This window comes from Bacillus sp. hwrm1, from assembly GCF_040207805.1.
Lineage (GTDB): Bacteria > Bacillota > Bacilli > Bacillales > Bacillaceae > Bacillus > Bacillus velezensis.
Genome location: NZ_CP157943.1, coordinates 2898748 through 2916280, shown reverse-complemented (window position 1 = coordinate 2916280; position 17533 = coordinate 2898748). Strand labels below are relative to the sequence as shown.

At 46.9% G+C, this 17533-nt stretch carries 19 protein-coding genes and 1 pseudogene; 9 read left to right on the top strand and 11 right to left on the bottom strand.

The features are described from left to right. Positions 1–5 precede the first annotated feature (5 nt). The gene (locus tag ABK447_RS14490; protein ID WP_039062924.1) at positions 6–320 is read right to left on the bottom strand and encodes a PTS lactose/cellobiose transporter subunit IIA; all 315 of its coding nucleotides are present in this window, start codon (positions 318–320) and stop codon (positions 6–8) included. 63 nt (positions 321–383) lie between these two features. Continuing rightward, the gene (gene lacG, locus ABK447_RS14485) at positions 384–1784 is read right to left on the bottom strand and encodes a 6-phospho-beta-galactosidase (protein ID WP_039062926.1); all 1401 of its coding nucleotides are present in this window, start codon (positions 1782–1784) and stop codon (positions 384–386) included. 252 nt (positions 1785–2036) lie between these two features. Here lacG and ABK447_RS14480 point away from each other — a divergent pair, with 252 nt between their 5' ends. Then, on the top strand, positions 2037–2834 hold the full coding sequence (locus ABK447_RS14480) for a DeoR/GlpR family DNA-binding transcription regulator (protein ID WP_039062927.1): 798 nt from the start codon (positions 2037–2039) through the stop codon (positions 2832–2834). Next, complete coding sequence (locus ABK447_RS14475; protein ID WP_007407320.1) at positions 2815–3498, top strand: HAD family phosphatase; 684 nt, start codon at positions 2815–2817, stop codon at positions 3496–3498. Before ABK447_RS14480 ends, ABK447_RS14475 begins: the two co-directional genes overlap by 20 nt. A 195-nt stretch (positions 3499–3693) precedes the next feature. On the opposite strand, the gene ABK447_RS14470 is transcribed toward ABK447_RS14475, so the two are convergent. Beyond that, positions 3694–4041 (bottom strand): DUF3147 family protein, encoded by a 348-nt coding sequence (locus tag ABK447_RS14470; protein WP_124934908.1) that lies wholly within the window; start codon positions 4039–4041, stop codon positions 3694–3696. Beyond that, positions 4025–4450, bottom strand: coding sequence for a MarR family winged helix-turn-helix transcriptional regulator (locus ABK447_RS14465; RefSeq protein ID WP_124934909.1), 426 nt, complete (start codon positions 4448–4450; stop codon positions 4025–4027). Before ABK447_RS14465 ends, ABK447_RS14470 begins: the two co-directional genes overlap by 17 nt. Before the next feature lie 361 nt (positions 4451–4811). Here ABK447_RS14465 and ABK447_RS20935 point away from each other — a divergent pair. Beyond that, positions 4812–5208 (top strand): annotated as a pseudogene (locus ABK447_RS20935) (MgtC/SapB family protein); the annotation flags it as partial. A 283-nt stretch (positions 5209–5491) separates the two neighbouring features. On the opposite strand, the gene ABK447_RS20930 reads toward ABK447_RS20935, so the two are convergent. The 3 genes from ABK447_RS20930 to ABK447_RS14450 all read right to left on the bottom strand — a co-directional run bounded on the left by ABK447_RS20930 (position 5492) and on the right by ABK447_RS14450 (position 6914). Beyond that, positions 5492–5674, bottom strand: a complete 183-nt coding sequence (locus tag ABK447_RS20930; RefSeq protein WP_124934911.1) for a hypothetical protein — start codon at positions 5672–5674, stop codon at positions 5492–5494. Between the two features lie 113 nt (positions 5675–5787). Continuing rightward, positions 5788–6246, bottom strand: a complete 459-nt coding sequence (locus tag ABK447_RS14455; RefSeq protein ID WP_241159519.1) for a DUF2809 domain-containing protein — start codon at positions 6244–6246, stop codon at positions 5788–5790. Between the two features lie 98 nt (positions 6247–6344). Then, entirely contained in the window at positions 6345–6914 is a 570-nt protein-coding gene (locus ABK447_RS14450; protein WP_124934912.1) for a YjgB family protein, read from the bottom strand. 124 nt (positions 6915–7038) lie between these two features. Between ABK447_RS14450 and fdhF the strand changes: the two genes are divergently transcribed. The 4 genes from fdhF (at position 7039) to ABK447_RS14430 (ending at position 13140) form a co-directional block, all read left to right on the top strand. Then, entirely contained in the window at positions 7039–9996 is a 2958-nt protein-coding gene (fdhF, locus tag ABK447_RS14445) for a formate dehydrogenase subunit alpha (RefSeq protein ID WP_038463763.1), read from the top strand. Beyond that, the gene (locus ABK447_RS14440) at positions 9989–10531 is read left to right on the top strand and encodes a DUF1641 domain-containing protein (protein WP_069007192.1); all 543 of its coding nucleotides are present in this window, start codon (positions 9989–9991) and stop codon (positions 10529–10531) included. The genes fdhF and ABK447_RS14440 overlap by 8 nt, the downstream gene beginning before the upstream one ends. A 207-nt stretch (positions 10532–10738) precedes the next feature. Next, positions 10739–11956 (top strand): cytochrome P450, encoded by a 1218-nt coding sequence (locus tag ABK447_RS14435; RefSeq protein ID WP_012117345.1) that lies wholly within the window; start codon positions 10739–10741, stop codon positions 11954–11956. After that, positions 11956–13140 (top strand): macrolide family glycosyltransferase, encoded by a 1185-nt coding sequence (locus tag ABK447_RS14430; protein WP_160222987.1) that lies wholly within the window; start codon positions 11956–11958, stop codon positions 13138–13140. The genes ABK447_RS14435 and ABK447_RS14430 overlap by 1 nt, the downstream gene beginning before the upstream one ends. A gap of 42 nt (positions 13141–13182) precedes the next feature. Here the strand turns inward: ABK447_RS14430 and ABK447_RS14425 are convergent, their stop codons facing one another. Then, positions 13183–13368 carry a hypothetical protein gene (locus ABK447_RS14425; protein ID WP_003154919.1) on the bottom strand — a complete coding sequence of 62 codons (186 nt, stop codon included), beginning with the start codon at positions 13366–13368 and terminating at the stop codon, positions 13183–13185. A 175-nt stretch (positions 13369–13543) separates the two neighbouring features. Here ABK447_RS14425 and ABK447_RS14420 point away from each other — a divergent pair, with 175 nt between their 5' ends. Next, positions 13544–14362: a uroporphyrinogen-III synthase gene (locus tag ABK447_RS14420; RefSeq protein ID WP_025284589.1), complete on the top strand. Its 819-nt coding sequence runs from the start codon at positions 13544–13546 to the stop codon at positions 14360–14362. Between the two features lie 25 nt (positions 14363–14387). On the opposite strand, the gene fetB is transcribed toward ABK447_RS14420, so the two are convergent. Genes fetB through ABK447_RS14405 form a run of 3 tightly spaced genes read right to left on the bottom strand, consistent with a single transcriptional unit; the run spans position 14388 to position 16898 of the window. Continuing rightward, positions 14388–15149 carry an iron export ABC transporter permease subunit FetB gene (fetB, locus tag ABK447_RS14415; RefSeq protein WP_003154915.1) on the bottom strand — a complete coding sequence of 254 codons (762 nt, stop codon included), beginning with the start codon at positions 15147–15149 and terminating at the stop codon, positions 14388–14390. 1 nt (position 15150) lies between these two features. After that, positions 15151–15888: a phosphate ABC transporter ATP-binding protein gene (locus ABK447_RS14410; RefSeq protein ID WP_085341908.1), complete on the bottom strand. Its 738-nt coding sequence runs from the start codon at positions 15886–15888 to the stop codon at positions 15151–15153. Positions 15889–15914: 26 nt separating this feature from the next. Continuing rightward, positions 15915–16898: a multidrug resistance efflux transporter family protein gene (locus tag ABK447_RS14405; protein ID WP_032871245.1), complete on the bottom strand. Its 984-nt coding sequence runs from the start codon at positions 16896–16898 to the stop codon at positions 15915–15917. Between the two features lie 129 nt (positions 16899–17027). Here ABK447_RS14405 and ABK447_RS14400 point away from each other — a divergent pair, with 129 nt between their 5' ends. After that, positions 17028–17525, top strand: a complete 498-nt coding sequence (locus ABK447_RS14400; RefSeq protein ID WP_060561819.1) for a cupin domain-containing protein — start codon at positions 17028–17030, stop codon at positions 17523–17525. Positions 17526–17533: the final 8 nt, after the last annotated feature.

The following is a 17533-nucleotide window of genomic DNA, read 5'->3' as shown; positions in this document are numbered from 1 at the left end:
ACTCCTTATCGGCGGCTTCGGTAGAGTTCTATAAAATCCTGAATAAGATCACGGAGCAAAAGGGTTGTCATCAAGTGGTCCTGACCGTGAACGAAAATAAACCCTAATTCCATGTCCTTGCCGTCAGCTTCTTCAGCTAACATTTTCGTTTGCGCACTGTGGGCGAGGGTTAAATTTTCATCGGCGCTTTTCAATGCTGCTTCCGTGTTTTCGAAGTTTCCGGCACGGACTTCTTTCAGGACTTTCAATAAAGTGCTTCTGGCGTCGCCGGCATAGGCGACGATTTCAAAACCGAGCATCTGCAATTCTTCCTTTGTCATGAAAAAAACCTCCTAAAGACGGCACACATGATGAAAAGAGACTCTTTTCACCATGTATGATCGTTAAATGATTGTTTTTGTTTCACTTACAAGTTTGTACCAGTAGGCCGATTCTTTCGGATATCGTTTTTGGGTGTCAAAGTCGACGTAAAAAAGACCGTAACGTTTGTTGTAGCCGTTGGTCCATGAAAATAAATCCATTAAGGACCATAAGAAGTACCCCTTTACATTGACCCCGTCGCTAATCGCTTTACTGACGGCTTCTAAATAGACTTTTAAATAGTCGATTCTTGCCTTATCCATAATGATGCCGTCTTCAAACTCATCTTTATAGCCCATGCCGTTTTCGGTAATGTACATTTTGTTATATTGCGGATAGTCCCGTTTGATGCGCATCAGCATGTCATACATGCCTTCAGGATAAATGAGCCAGTCCCAATCGGTCCGTTTCAGGCCTTCTTTGTAAATTCTTTCGCCGATTCCTTTTACTTTATAGACCGAAGTGCCCTTATCGCCCGTTCCGTTATGGTGAATAACGGTTTCTCCGTTGTACGCTTTGACGAAATGGCATTGATAATGATTGATGCCGAGATAATCATTGCGGGTTGAAGCTTTTTTCATCACGTCAAAGTCACTGTCTGAAAACTCGTATGAAGCGCCGTTTGCCTCACAGATTTCATTCAGGGCACGCATGGTTTCCTCGGAGTAATAGCCGAGGTAGGTGGCGTCGAGGAGGAATCTCACTGATAATGCGTCATCCAGAAAACAGGCGCGGCGGTCTTCTTCTGAGTCGCTGGCGGGATATTTTGTTTCCAATGAGTGGACGACACCGATTTCTCCCGGATAGCCGCCGTCTTTAAAAAGATTGACGGTCATCGCATGCGCTACCATCATGTGATGGAGGCATTGAATGACTTTTGTGATATCACTTTTAATTGATGGCGGGAAAACCCCGAGTAAATACTGGTTGGTGGCTGTGGGATAAATTTCGTTAAACGTGCTCCAATATCTGATTTCGCTGAATTCTTTAAAGCAAAACTCCGCATAGCTGACGAACGCTTCTATTGCAGCGCGGTTGAGGAAATCTCCCTGATCAAATAATCCTTTCGGTGTATCGAAATGATGCAGCGTGACAAAAGGGGTGACGTTGCGTTTATGGCACTCTGAGAAAATACGATGATAGTAATCAACACCTTCCTGATTGATTTTGCCCGTGCCGTCAGGGAAAATTCTCGTCCAGGCTATAGAAAGGCGGATGCCATTTATTCCGAATTTTTCACATAGTTTAATATCTTCCGGAAACTGGCGGTAAAAATCACTTGCCGGATCAGGGCTGAATCTTCCCTGTTTTTCAAGGAATTCATCCCAGGCCACAGGCCCTTTGCCGCCTTCTTTTGTGGCGCCTTCCGCTTGATATGCCGCAGTCGCCCCGCCGAAAATAAAGTCATGAGGTAATTTGAGCATTACTGAATCCTCCTTCGCCAATGTGGGAATTGAAGTTTGTTAATGTTTGTAATTGTTATCTTTTGTTTAATAGTAAACGCATACATTTTTGTTGTCAATAGCTTCATAAAGAAATAACATCTGTGTTCATAGGGGTTTTATAAGTTTCTTGTTGTTTTATATGTTGATTATGTTGTTTGTTAGTGTTTGTTTTTGTTGACCGGAGTGCCGCGGTGTGTTAGATTGTGTGTAAAGTTGAGGGGATGATTGAACATGTTAAAAAAAGAGCGTCTTTTAAAAATCATCGACATCGTAAACTCGCGGGGGTTTATTACGGTGAGTGATATTATCGATGAACTGGATGTTTCTGATATGACAGTGAGAAGAGATCTGGACGAGCTGGATAAGGCCGGAAAAATCGTACGTATTCACGGAGGCGCACAGAGCATATCTTATTCCATTGATCACGAATTATCGCATAATGAAAAACTGGGTGTTCAAATGGATGAGAAGGAGAAAATCGCGGAACTTGCAGCTTCATATGTAAATGACGGCGATACCGTTTTTTTAGGGCCCGGCACGACGATTGAACTTTTAGCCAAACACCTGCTGCATAAGCGAATCAGGATTATCACAAACAACTATCCCGTATTTGATATTTTAAAGCATGGTGACACTGCGGATACCATCCTGATTGGCGGCGATTTCCGAAAAAATACCGGTGCCTTCGTCGGGCCCATCGTGAACGGCAATCTGCAGAAATTCAATTTTACGAAAGCCTTCATCAGCGCCAACGGCATACATAATGATGAGATTTCTTCTTACAGCATTGAAGAAGGGGAAGCTCATCAAATCGCGCTGAATAATTCGCGGACGAAATTTTTGCTGGCGGATAATAAAAAATTCAACCGGGAAGATTTTTACGTATTCTATAACTTGCACGATATGGACTATCTGATTACGGATGATAAAGTGATGAAAGATGTTCAAATTCATTACGAGCAATATGTAGATGTCAAAATCGCAAAAAATAAAAAAGGCGGGCGGTTCGATGAAAGGGGTTATTTTTGATTTCAACGGCACGATGTTTCAAGATTCGCATCTGCACGAAAAAGCATGGTTTTTCATGGTGAAAAAATACGCGCCGAAAACCATTTCTGATGAAGACATTTTCGTTAACATTCACGGGAGAACAAACAGTGAAATCCTGACGTATTTTATTTCCGGCGATTTAACAAATGAAGAAATCAAGAAGCTGTCTTTTGAAAAAGAAGCCTACTACAGAGAATTATGCCTTGAAAACAAAGATGAGTTAAAGCTGACGAAGGGACTGACCGGCGTATTGAACCATCTGAAAAAATCAGAAACGCCAATGACCATTGCCACGGCTACGGTAAAGGAAAATGTCGAGTTTTACTTTGACGTCTTTCAGTTGGATCGGTGGTTTGATTTTGACAAAGTCACGTTTGATGACGGGAGCTTCCCCGGAAAACCGGCGCCGGATATTTTTCTCATCGCATCGGAAAAGTTAGGCCTCAGGCCTGAAGAATGCTTAGTCATTGAAGATGCCTTTTCGGGGCTCACAGCGGCGAAAAAAGCAGGTGCAGGCAAGATTATGGCCATTGACCCGCTCGGAAAAAACCGCGCGCTATTTGAAGAAAAACAGCTGGCGGATGACGGGATACTGACAGATTTCACCTCGTTTTTTGAGGTGATTGCCGGACATTCTGTTTGAGAGATCAGCCGGTTCTTCATGCCGATATGGCTGTACAGGCTGCGGACTCCGTTCGCAACACGGGATGTTTTTGTGTTCGGCGGTGTCTGCTTCTCGTGAAGAAAGGGGTTTCGCTTTTTAATCGGAGTCACTTTTAAGACAGGGGTATCCCTGTTTTTTTTATTTCCTCGTATTTACAAAGAAGCGCTAAGGTGCTTATTGCTGACTGTTTATATGTTTTACGATAAAATCCTGAGCATACAAGAAAACCAGCCATCCTGTAAGTCCAAGCCCTGATGCGGCAATGAAAGACAGTGAATGGCGAAGGGCGATGCCGATAATGACCAGCATAATGACTGTGGAGGGGATGCCGGAAGCCACGCTGAATGCAAAATGACTTAATGTCTCCTTCGGTTCGCCTTGGATGTACAGCCAAACCATGCTCAGCATACTGACAATTGGTAAAGCCGCTATTATACCTCCATAACTCGGGCTTCTTCTTGATATTTCAGTGATAATCCCAATAATAGCAGCGGAGACAATGATTTTAACGATCGTAAACATCTTCAGCACGCTCCTTCATCAAACTGAATGCTTTTAGGACAAGTGTTCTTTCTTCATTATTCATGCTGTCAATAAGAAGCTGTTTAAGCTTTTCTTCATCGAGCCCGGAATGCCGGTAAAGGACATCCGCCCCCAAACTGGTAAGTTTTAAAATGACTTTCCGCTCATCCTCAACACTTCTGGTTTTATAAACGTACTTTTTCTGCAGTAACCGCTTTATATGTTCCGAAGCGGTATTATGTGATACTTGAATCGCTTCGGCAATGTCTTTTATTCCGACTGCCTTCTCTTTTTGAATGACTTGCAGAATCCGTACACCTTGGTGAGTAATTTTTTCATGGTGCTGATAACGGAGCCGGTAGTAAATATCTGTCCAGAGGTCATTTAATCGCATGGTTTCGTTTGACATCATCATCCACCTTCTATCGTTTATTAAGATTATATCTTATATTACGATATATTTTTGCGGATTGAAAGCAATTTTTGAGCATGAGGGAGCGGCATTCGTTCTGTTTTTAGAAGATTGGAAGAGACAAGCGGCCGCAGCTTCAACGAATAAACTTGTTTCATATACTCTCAATAAGTTATTTCCTTTATTTTGGAAACGCCAGCTTAATACCTTCCGCATATAAATAAGAGCGCTGACAATATGATAAAGAACCAAAGTATATATTCAAATGCAGTTTTTTTCAGCAGGGCAGTCTTGTGCTGAAAGAAAAAGATACGGGGGATAAAAAGCGGGTAAGAAGATAAGGAAAGGAGAGAGACGGATGGAACTTGATTTTGTGATTCGTCTGGCGGTTGCGGGTCTGCTTGGGGCTCTTATTGGATTGGAGAGAGAATTCAGGGCGAAGGAAGCCGGTTTGAGGACGCATTTTTTAGTGGCCGTCGGCAGCGCCTTGATGATGATCGTTTCCAAATACGGCTTTTTTGATTTGTTATCCAACAGCCATACGTCCTTTGATCCGAGCCGGGTGGCGGCGCAGGTCGTCAGCGGCGTCGGATTTTTAGGAGCCGGCACGATTATTTTGCAGCGGCATGTCGTGCGGGGGCTTACGACGGCCGCGGGGATTTGGGCTACGTCGGGCATCGGGCTGACGATCGGGGCAGGTATGTATGTCATCGGCATCAGCGGCACGATTTTGGCGTTAATCGGGCTTGAACTGTTAAATTTTCTGTTTAAACCGGCGGCGCATTCTTTGTCTGTCAGTTTCAGGATTGAGGAGAAAGCCGTCATGCATGATATTTTAACTTCTCTTGAGGAAAAAGGAATTCTTATTACGTCCTATGAATTGAATAAGGCGGTGCTTGAAGTGAAGGGAAGGGTGAAAAGCAAAAGCGGGAAAGCGGCAGTAATGGAAAAAGTTCAAGCTCTCCCGTATATTCTGTCGGTCAAAGTTGAATAGCAGACAGGGGAAGCCTCCTGTCTGCGGTCATTTCTTTTAAAACATTAATACCAAGGATAGAACGGGATATACGGCCGCGGATAGTATGGATACGGTCTGGGGAAATAATAAGGCGGCCGCGGGTAGTATGGATATGGTCTGGGGTAATAATAAGGCGGCCGCGGATAATGATATGGCACCCGTTCGTGGCTCTCGGCTGTGTATTCATGATAGAAAGGATCGTACAAGAGGAAAACCTCCTTTTCAAATGTTGGTTCCGTTTACCTTATTCCTGTATGCCAGGTATGGTGTACGTACAACGGGCAAAAAAAAGACGCCGGTTATCATCCGGCATCTTTTTTTACACTTTCACATCAATTGAATGTCCGGCAGTCGGGTGCTGGGACGGCAGCATTTTCACTGTTTCTTCCGCCGCAGCCTGTGCATGCTGCATGACCGTTAATGCGGCAGCGCATACCCCGAGGGTATAGGCGAAAATGTCACTCCAGACAAATTGCCAGCCGAGGATCAGCCCGCCGAGCGTGCTGCTTCTGATTGCGTCAATCCAAGGCGCGTGATACAGCTGGCTGCATTCAATCAGACAGCAAAACGAGAGGCTCAAAAATGCGGCTGTTTCCGTCCGGATGTTCCGAAACAGAAGCCCGAATCCTGTAAAAATCATTGCCGCCCACAAGGCATCTCCTAAATAAGCGTTTATGATGCCGGGCAATAGGGCGGTGATGTATGCGGTTCTGGACAGCAAACCGAGGGCGATGATAAAAACGGTACATATTCCGTATGTCAATGGATGTCTATTCACTTCACACTGTTCCCCTTTTTTTTGTACTCCCATGTATTGTAAGGAACGATGGAAAAGCTGTCTATGAAAAAACGGCCCGGGAGGCCGCTTTTTTTGCGTTATCTGGCTTTTAGGTTGACGTGGTCTGCTTTTTGGTCACTGCCGATGACGAAGCGGAGCTCATACTGCCCCGTATGGTAGACGTAATCTGTTTCGCCCGTTTTTGGCACTGTCAGGATTTTGTCAGCGCTGCCGATTTGTCTGCTTAAGACGTCAGGTGTGACGCTGCCGAGGTTTAAGCGCCGCTCGACCCCTGTTCCGAAATAGCGTATTTCCGAGATTTTTCCGTTTTTATGATAGGAAAATCCATAACCGGGGTTTCCCATGTTCCAGCTGTATAAATCAAATGGATTGCGGCTGTCTGCTTTTTGTTCCGGCTCGCCGATTTTATCGTAAACGTCCTGTCTTGTGCTTTGGTTGATTTTCAGGCCTTTCACATTTTGCGGCATTTCCCCTTTAAACGCCGATTGATAAAGGCTGTTCACCAGTTCTTGTGCACGTTGGTTTTCTGTTTTTGAAGCGGCTGCGGCATGGACGGGCTGTGTATCCGAAAATGCTTCTGCTCCGAATGCGCATCCCGTGAGCATCACCGCCGATAATCCGGTGACGAGTGTTTTTTTGTTCAACATATGTGAACGCCTCCTTTTTACCGCTCATACCCGCATGTTTCCTGAGATAAACGAGATGTTTTAGTGAAAGGCCGGTTGGGAATCATAGAGGATGTATAGAGGGGTACAGAAAGGGGAAAAGAAAATGGCTGATACAAAGAAGGTTACAATCAATGGGGTTGAAATGGAAGCTCGGGACGGTCAAACCGTTTTGCAGCTTTTGAACAATAGTTCAATTGACGTGCCGCACGTGTGTTATCATCCGAGTCTCGGGCCGATTGAAACGTGCGATACCTGTATCGTCAATGTTAACGGGGAACTGGTGCGTTCGTGTTCCGCGCAAATAAAGGACGGAGATGTCATTGATACGCTTTCGTCCGATGTGAAAAAAGCGCAGATTATCGGCATGGACAACATTTTGCACAACCATGAATTGTACTGCACGGTCTGTGATTACAACAATGGGAGCTGCGAAGTACATAATACCGTAAAGGAAATGAAAATCAATCATCAAAGCATTCCGTTCGATCAAAAACCGTATCCTAAAGATGAATCAAATCCGTTTTACCGATATGATCCCGACCAGTGCATTTTGTGCGGACGCTGCGTCGAAGCCTGTCAGGACGTACAGGTAACCGAAACGTTAAGCATTGATTGGGAGCGGAAACGCCCGCGGGTCATTTGGGATCAGGATGTGCCGATCAATGAATCATCATGTGTTTCCTGCGGACATTGCTCGACGGTATGTCCGTGCAATGCCATGATGGAAAAAGGCATGGAGGGCGAAGCGGGGTATTTAACAGGCATTAACCAAGAGACGCTTCGGCCGATGATTGACATCACAAAAGGCGTCGAAACCGGATACGGATCGATTTTGGCCATATCGGACATGGAATCGGCCATGCGGGATGAAAGAATCAAAAAAACGAAAACCGTATGCACATACTGCGGTGTCGGCTGCAGTTTTGATATATGGACGAAAGGAAGAGACATTTTAAAGGTAGAACCTCAGGCCGAGGCCCCAGCAAATGGCATTTCGACGTGTGTGAAAGGGAAATTCGGCTGGGATTTCGTCAATAGTGAAAAGCGCCTTACCAAACCGCTTATCCGGGAAGGAGACTCGTTTCGGGAGGCGGAATGGGATGAAGCGCTGCAGCTGATCGCTGATAAATTTACCGATATAAAAGAACATTTCGGCCCGGACGCACTTGCCTTTATCACATCTTCCAAATGCACGAATGAAGAATCATACGTGATGCAGAAGCTTGCAAGAGCCGTCATCGGCACAAATAATGTCGACAACTGCTCACGCTACTGCCAGTCTCCCGCCACGGCCGGATTGTTCAGAACGGTCGGATACGGCGGTGATTCAGGGTCGATTACAGATATAGAAAAAGCTGAGCTCGTGCTGATTATCGGCTCAAATACGTCTGAGTCTCACCCCGTCCTGTCCACACGTATTAAACGTTCTCATAAACTGCACGGACAGAAGCTCGTCGTCGCTGACTTGCGAAAACATGAAATGGCCGAGCGCTCCGATGTGTTTTTCCAGCCGCGTGCCGGATCAGATATTGTCTGGCTGAATGCCGTATCGAAATATCTGCTTGATCACGATTTGGCGGATACTGCATTTCTGAAGGAGAGAGTGAACGGATTAGATGAATTCGTGAAAAGCCTTGAACCTTATACAATGGAATATGCGGAAAAACATACCGGTGTGGACAAGGATACCCTAATCAAAGTGGCCCGGATGATTCATGAAGCCGGCAGCGTGTGCGCACTGTGGGCGATGGGTGTCACCCAGCATATCGGAGGAAGTGATACGAGCACGGCCATTTCCAACATGCTTCTTGTGACCGGAAATTACGGCAAGCCCGGCGCAGGCTCATATCCGCTTCGGGGCCATAATAACGTGCAGGGAGCCAGTGATTTCGGCAGTATGCCTGACAGCTTCCCCGGCTATGAAAAAGTAACGGATGAAAAAGCCCGCAAAAAGTATGAGCAGGGCTGGGGAACAGACTTGCCGAAAGAAATCGGAATGACAAATCATGAAATGATCGAAGGCATCCACTCAGGAAAACTGAAGTCCATGTACTTAAAAGGAGAAGAAATGGGGCTTGTCGACTCCAATATTAACCATGTTCATGCCGCGTTTGAAAAGCTTGATTTCTTCGTTGTGCAGGATATCTTTCTTTCGCGTACGGCCGAGTTCGCCGATGTCGTGCTTCCGGCAAGCCCGAGCCTTGAAAAAGAAGGGACGTTTACGAATACGGAACGGAGGGTGCAGCGCCTTTACGAAGTGTTTGAACCGCTGGGCGATTCAAAGCCTGATTGGCAGATCATTACGGACATCGCCAACCGTCTGGGCGCTGATTGGCACTATGAACATCCGGCAGACATTATGGAAGAAGCGGCAATGCTTTCGCCGCTCTACGCAGGCGTCACTTACGAACGTCTCGAAGGCTACAATTCACTGCAATGGCCGGTTGCAGCGGACGGAACCGATTCACCGCTTTTATTTACGGATAAGTTCCCGTTTTCAGACGGCAAAGCGATTCTATATCCCGTTCAGTGGACCGAGCCGAAAGAATTTGGTGAAGAATATGATATCCATGTGAATAACGGGAGGCTGCTCGAGCATTTTCACGAAGGGAATCTGACTTACCGATCAAAAGGAATATCCGAAAAAACACCGAGTGTGTTCCTTGAGGTCTCGCCCGAACTCGCCGAAGAAAGAGGGCTGGAAGACGGAACGCTTGTCCGTCTGACATCACCGTACGGAAATGTGAAAGTCAAATGCGTCATCACAGACAGGGTAAAAGGCAAACAAGTCTATCTCCCGATGAACGATTCAAAAGACGCCGCCATTAACCTTTTGACAAGCAGCTATGCCGATAAGGATACCGATACACCGGCTTATAAAGAAACATCAGCGAAGATGGAGATTTTGAAAAAAGAAGGCGTTAATCCGCTTCCGAAAATCAATTTCCGTTACGGAAACCCGCAGCCGCAGATCGGTGTCCGGGTTGATCGGAAATGGGCGCGTAAAGATTATGTATTTCCGGGAGACGCCGTAAAAAGGGGGAAACAGCAAAATGGGTAAAGCAATCAGCGGCATCCGAAAACAGACCGTCACAGAAGAAGACAAACGAAAAAAGGACTTAGAAGAGATCGAGACGGCTCTTTTACGAAATAAAGACGCGATTTTGGAATCTCTGCACATTCTTCAGCACATGAACGAGCGCGGCGTTTTGGCGCTTCTGCGCGGGCTCTTCGGCCAGGGAGACAAAGTGATGGATATCCTCGTGAAGAAGGCGAATACTCCGGAAACGGCCAATATGCTGAAAAATCTCCTGCTGTTAAGCGGCGTTCTCGGCATGCTCGATGTAAAACAGCTTGAGCCATTTATCGTTAAAATCAATGCGGGGGTCACAAAGGCCGTCGAGGAAAAAGACAGCGGCAGGAAGACCGGGTATTTTGATATCGTCCGCGCTTTAAAAGACCCGGAAATCAACAAGGCCGTCACTCTGCTGTTTTCTTTCCTGAAAGGCATGGGCGCTGATACGGACGATATGGAAAGAAATACGCAGCCTCCTGAAGACCAAAAGCAGCACCAGAAACCGCAGACGAATGAGTGAACATATCTCCCGAGCCTGGCCGAAGGCTCGGGTTTTTTGTGCGCTTCTCCTGTTTTCTTGGGAGAAATTTCACCTCCGGATTCATGACTTTTGTTGTGTTATGTTAATAGTTAAGGTTATGAATAGAAAAAAATTGAAAATATGTGCTAGGATAAAATTCAAGGTACGTCAACTATTCAAATATGAAACAATCAGGAGTGATGAAACATGAGTAAGCTGAGGAGCACGAGACAAGCCATCCAAAGAACCCTGATGAAAGGAAAAAACGGCCTGGACGTATACAACCCTTTTCCTTGGTACGAAAAAATGAGACGGGAAAGCCCTATACACTTTGATGAAGAAACGAAGGTTTGGAGTGTATTTTTATACGATGATGTCAAAAAAGTCATCAGTGATAAAGAGACGTTCTCAAGCCTCATGACTGATGTGAAAAGCTCGATTGCAAAGTCCATGCTGAATATGGACCCGCCGAAGCATACCCAAATCAGATCTGCCGTCAATCGCGCTTTCACTCCCCGCGTCTTGAAGGAATGGGAGCCGAGAATTAAAGACATTACCGATCATCTCCTGAAACAGGCAAAGAACAAAGGGCGGATTGATATCGTTAAAGATCTCTCTTACCCTTTGCCGGTCATGGTGATTTCAGAATTATTAGGCGTTCCGTCCGAACGTATGGATCAGTTTAAAAAATGGTCGGACATTCTCGTCAGCATGCCGAAAGATGCGAGTCCTGAAGCGGCGGAGAAAAATCAGCAGGAACGTGACCAATGTGAGGCGGAGCTGGCGGCGTTTTTTGCGGAAATAATAGAAAGCAAACGAAAACAGCCCGGCCAAGACATTATTTCTATTTTGATAAAAGAGGAAGAAGAGGGAGAGAAGCTCACGGCAGAAGATCTGATCCCGTTTTGCAACCTGCTTTTAGTGGCGGGAAATGAAACAACGACTAATCTCATTTCAAATGCGGTTTACAGCATATTAGAGACGCCCGGCCTTTATGAAGAGCTGAGACAGGACCCTTCTCTCATCGCGCAAACGGTGGAAGAGACGCTGCGTTTTCGCGCTCCCGCTCCGTTTGTCAGAAGGACGGTCCGGCACGACACTGAACTGCGCGGACGCCGCTTGAAAAGCGGGGAGATCGTTCTCTGCTACGTTGCATCTGCCAACCGTGATGAAAACAAATTTGAGAAGGCGGGCGTATTTGATATTCATCGCCAATCGAATCCGCACCTTTCCTTCGGATTCGGCGTACACTTCTGCTTAGGCGCTCCGCTTGCCAGACTTGAAGCGGAAGTGGCGCTGAAAGGAATTGTAAAAGCCTTTTCACACCTTGAGCCGGTCCGGATTGAGCCGATCCGAAACAGTGTCATGTACGGGCTGGAGTCTTTAGAAGCGGAGATAAACGAAAATGAGGGAGAAGAAAAATGATGAGAAAAACACACATCGCCATTATTAATGTGGCCGCTCACGGTCATGTCAATCCCACGCTGCCCGTAGCCGAGGAACTTGTCAATCGCGGGTATAAAGTGACATTCGCTACGACTGAGGAATTTGAAGCTTCCGTTGCCAAAACGGGCGCCATTCCCGTTTTATACCGCACAAGCATAAAGGCGGACCCGGAGACGATAAAAGATCGGGTAAACAAAAATGACGCGTTTGTGATGTTTCTGGAAGAAGCGGTTGAAGTGCTTCCGCAGCTGGAAGAGCTGTACAAAGACGACCTTCCTGACATCGTCCTGTTTGATTTTTTAGCTCTTGCCGGAAAATTGTTTGCGGATAATGGCGGCATCCCGGCCGTAAAGTTCTGCCCGAGCTATGCAATGAATGAGTATTTTCAATTAGGAAGAGACGAAGAAACACTGGAAGCGGCCAAACAGGCGATAGAAGAATACCAGGAGCAGATTGAAAATGAACAATTGAAACGGATGACAATGGAAGAATTTTTTATGCCTGAAAAACTGAATATTGTCTTTATGCCAAGGGCCTTTCAGCCGAAACAGGAAACCTTTGATGAACGATTCTGTTTTGCGGGTCCGTCTCTTGGAGAACGCACAAATACGGGAAGTCTGGAAATTGATGCAGCCGATGACCGTCCGCTTATGCTCATCTCACTGGGAACGGCGTTTAACGCCTGGCCTGAATTTTACCAGATGTGTATTGACGCGTTTCGGGACTCGGACTGGCGGGTTATTATGTCAGTCGGCACAACAATTGATCCGGAAAGTTTTTCGGATGTCCCCGATCACTTTATCATCCGCCAGCACGTTCCTCAGCTTGATGTGCTGGAGAAAGCAAAGCTGTTCGTATCTCACGGCGGGATGAACAGTACAATGGAGGCGATGAATGCGGGTGTCCCGCTCGTTGTCGTTCCGCAAATGCACGAACAAGAGGTTACCGCAAAGCGTGTGGATGAATTGGGGCTTGGCGTGCATCTGCCGCCGAAAGAAGTCACTGTGGCCCGTTTGCAAAAAGACGTTCAAAACGTATACGGCGATAAAAACATCCTCAGCCGCGTGAAAAGCATGCAGCAGAAAATAGAAGAAACCGGCGGCCCCAAACAGGCTGTTTGCGCCATTGAAGAATTTTTGAAAAAGGCGGCCGTCGAAAATTGATTGAGAAACAGGCAGCGCACCGGAAGACGGCTGCCTGTTTTGTTATATGTTTTTCTTCATGCCGCATCTCCGGCATTCCCTCAAAAATTTTCCGCCCTTCACTGAGCTTTTAAACAGCGTGTAGTCGCAATTGTCACATCGGCCGCTGTGAACATCAGGATATTCATTGAACTCATAAATGACCGAAGTATCGTATCCTTTTGTCTCGAACTCTTTTTTTGTTTCCATGATTGAAAATCCCTCCGCGAATCAAATCGTTCTGCCCGGTTAATGATACAGCAACTGCACGGGGGATTCAACGGGAGCATAGCTTGATTTTCCCGGCTGATTGCGTAACAATAATAGAAATAAATGACGGCCTGCCATAGGGCGCCCGGCATCTGAAGGGAAGAAGAAAACAGCGATGGGAAAAGGATTGAACGGGAAACGGATTGCCATCGGCGGTTCGCGGAAAACAGAAGAGATCACAAGATTAATAGAAAAGCAGGGCGGAACGGCGGTCGTCCGTTCCCTCCAAGGAACCGTATACCTGGCGGAGGATCAAATTGAACCCGACGTAAGAACATTTGCCGGGCAAAAAGCCGACTGGGTAATATTCACCACAGGCATCGGTACGGAAACGTTATTGTCGGTATCGGAAAAAATCGGTCTGAAAGAAGAATTTTTAGCGGCCGTTCATGAAGCGAAAATCGGCTGCAGAGGCTATAAAACATATGCGGCCTTAAAAAAGCTCGGCATCACGCCGCATGCCTCAGATGAAGACGGTACAACAAGAGGGCTGATCCGCTCCTTGGAACGATTTGACTTTAAAGATAAAAAAGTCATGATACAGCTTCATGGCGAAAAAGCGCCGGTCTTAACGCAGTTCCTTGAGAAAAACGGAGCGGAGGTATTCCCTGTTCTGCCGTATCAGCATATTCCGCCTGAAAGGGAGACGGTTGATAAACTGCTGGGAGAGCTGTTAAACGGAGAGGTCGATGCCGTATGTTTTACAACAGCCATTCAAGTGCGCTCTCTCTTTGATTATGCAAAAGAAAAAGGATCCACAAAAGAATTGCAGCAGGCATTCGAAAAACAAGTGCTTGCCGCCGCAGTCGGCAAAGTGACGGCTGAAGCGATCCGGGATGAAGGGGTAAAGAGGGTCCTTGCTCCGGACATTGAGCGGATGGGAGCGATGATTATTGAATTATCCCGTTACTATGAATCTCTGACCTTGTCATAAACCATCATTCAGCAGGGAAAAAAGCCTACGCTTCCCTGCTGAATTTTTTTAATTGCCAGTGTTCCGTGAAAAGGGAAGGATATGTCAAGGCGCTGAGTATGATACATGTAAGAAGAGCGGAGGCCATCGTTGTAAAAACGATCAGCAGCTGAAAGCGCACCGCCTGTATCGGATCAGCCCCCGCTAAAATCTGCCCCGTCATCATGCCGGGAAGCTGAACGAGACCCAATGTTTTCTGGCTTTCAAGCGTCGGGATCATACTGAGCTTCATACTGGACGTCAATATCTGCCGGACGGCCTGCTTAGGCGTTCCTCCGAGAGAGAGAATCAGCTGGATTTCTTCTTTCCGCAGGTCTGCTTCCGAACTGAGCCTGCTTAAAAACAGGCTTGAGAGCACCATGGAGTTTCCGATGACCATGCCGCTTATCGGAATGACATATCTTGAAGTGAACGGAATGATGTGAAGGGTCAGTAAAAGTCCCTGCGTCACGGTTTCCGCGATCGCCAGTGTCAGAAAAACGCGCCAAAATGAGCCGATCCGCATTTTTTTCCGTTTGGCGACATTGTGCGAAGCGGCCGTGAGCATGAGAAGCACCATTAATATGATAAATATCGGGTGATCACCGCGAAAAATCAATGACAGCACATAGCCGATGATGAGAAGCTGAATGACGGCCCTGACGGTTGCGACGATCATATCCTTTTCGACGCCGGCTTTAAAAGATTTAGACAGGAATAAAGCGATAATGACAAATATACTTGTCAATAACAGAGAAAGATCATTCATATCAGCGCCCGCTCCCTTGTAAAAGCGCCCGGGCCTTTTCGTGTTTCGGTTCCTTAAAGAACGTTTTCGTTTCCGCGGTCTCTAAAAGCCGACCCTCAGCCATAAACCATACCGTATCGGATAATCGTTCCGCTTGTTCAAGGTTATGGGTGATCCACAGGACCGTCAGCTGTTTTTGCCGATGGAGTTTCGTAATCAGTTTCTCAATGATGAGAACGGATGACGGGTCCAGCGCCGAGGTGATTTCATCCAGCAGCAGGATGGACGGCAGTCCGGCGAGAGTTCGCGCTAATGAGAGCTTCTGCCGCTGACCTCCGGATAATTCTTTTGCATTCCGATCCAGAAGCACGCGCGGAAGGTCTGTAAAATCTGCGAGCTCTTCAGGCGTATAGTGCTGTGCCCCGTGGAGTTTTTCTGCGAGCAGAAGGTTGTCCCGCACCGTTCCCTCGAGGACGGGAGCTGATTGAAATGCAAGGCCCGCGGTTTTTCTGAGCTCTCTGATGTCCCAGTGTCTTATTTCTTTTCCGAATACAAGCACTTCCCCTTCATCAGGTGTATTCATCAGATTGCACAGTGACAGCAATGTGCTTTTTCCCGCGCCGGAAGGGCCTATCAACGCCGTGATAGAATCTTTTTGAATATGTCCGGTTACACGGCTTAGGACATCAAAGGACGTATTGTTTTGTTCAAAGCGTTTGCCGGCTGACAGAAAAGATATTGCCGGAATTTCTTCTTTCATACAGGAGGACACCTTTCGTAAAAAAATCAGGAACCGGTGAGATTGGCTGACGTTTGCTCAGCCGTTTTCTGGTCTGTCTGCCGGGAAGCGAATGTATGCATGACCATTCCCGCAATAATAATGAACAGTCCGGCAAATGAAAGAAGTGACGGAAACGCCGCGGATAAAAAGACGATTTCGCCGATCAGTGCAAAAAGAACCTCTCCGGACTGCGTCGCTTCAACAGCAGCGAGCTTCTGCGGCTCATTCCTCACCATATCGGTGGCGCGGAAAAATAATACTGTTGCGATAACGCCAGAGCTGAGTGCGACGATAAAGGATTGGAATGACTGTCCCATTGACGGAAGCCCGTCTCTATGCCAGCCGAAAGCGGCGATCAAAAGCCAAAACGGAAGGCTTGCGAGCGTCATGCCGAGCACCCGCTGAAACGTATCGAGTTTTCCGCCGTATTGTTCCAGCATTTTGCGGTTGCCGAGCGGATAGGCAAAAGCGGCGATGACGACCGGCACCACGCTGAATAGTATCGTGCGGCCGGACAGAGAACCCGCATGCTGAAGCTGAATCAGACCGGCTCCGATCAGGATGATGACGGAAGTAACCAGCGAAATCAGCGGGATCTTTTGTCTGGCGGAAACCGGGCCCGCCGGTGAATGTTTTGTTTCGTAGAAAAACGGCGACAGAAGCACACCCGCGACAATTGTAATCTGCCACGTGCCGGCGATCAGCCAGCCCGGCCCATATGCCGCCGCAAACGTAATCGGGGCATAAAAAAGCACGAACCCGGTAAAACTCCACTTCAGCCAAAAAAACGGTTTTTTCCGGATTTCATGCCAGAGCGGCGCCCATTTTCCTTTCGCATAAACGATCAAAAATAAAAACGGAACCATAAAAAGAAAACGCAGGGAAGAGCTCCACATCCAGCTTCCGCCGGAAAGCTCCATCGCCCTGTTTAAAATAAATGTGACTGCAAAAAACAGAGATGCCAATATTCCGATCACGATGGCTTTCATTAAATCCCTCATTTTTACACATATTTTTTTATACTATACTATTCACTGGCAGGCTTCGCAATGGAATATGAGAAAATAGCGTTTTAACAAATGATGAATGGGAAACAGACATATACGGAGGTGAAAACAATGCAGAAAGAGGATATTCAAGTGCTTTATTTTGAAGATGACGGCCGCATTCCGAATAACCCGAATCTTCCGCTTGTTATTTATAAAGCGGTATTTAATGAAGAAACGGTGCAGAAAGCAGAGTCCGTCCTCAGCCGGCACGATTGGTCGAACAGCTGGACGGGCGGAGTATTTCCGTATCACCATTTTCACAGCACCACGCACGAAGTTCTTGTCGCGGTAAAAGGAAACGCGGTTTTGAGGTTCGGCGGGGAACAAGGAGCGGATGCCGTTCTTCAAACGGGGGACGCAGCGGTCATTCCGGCCGGCACCGGACATAAAAAACTGTCGGGCAGTTTTGATTTTACCGTGATCGGGGCTTATCCGGGCGGCCGGCAGTACGATACAAAAACGGAGAAAAATGATAGAACTTCAGAAGAAACCAGCCGTGTCCCCCTCCCGGAATGCGACCCCTTTACGGGAAAAACGGGCCCGCTATTAAAATTGTGGGAAAAATGACAGGGGAA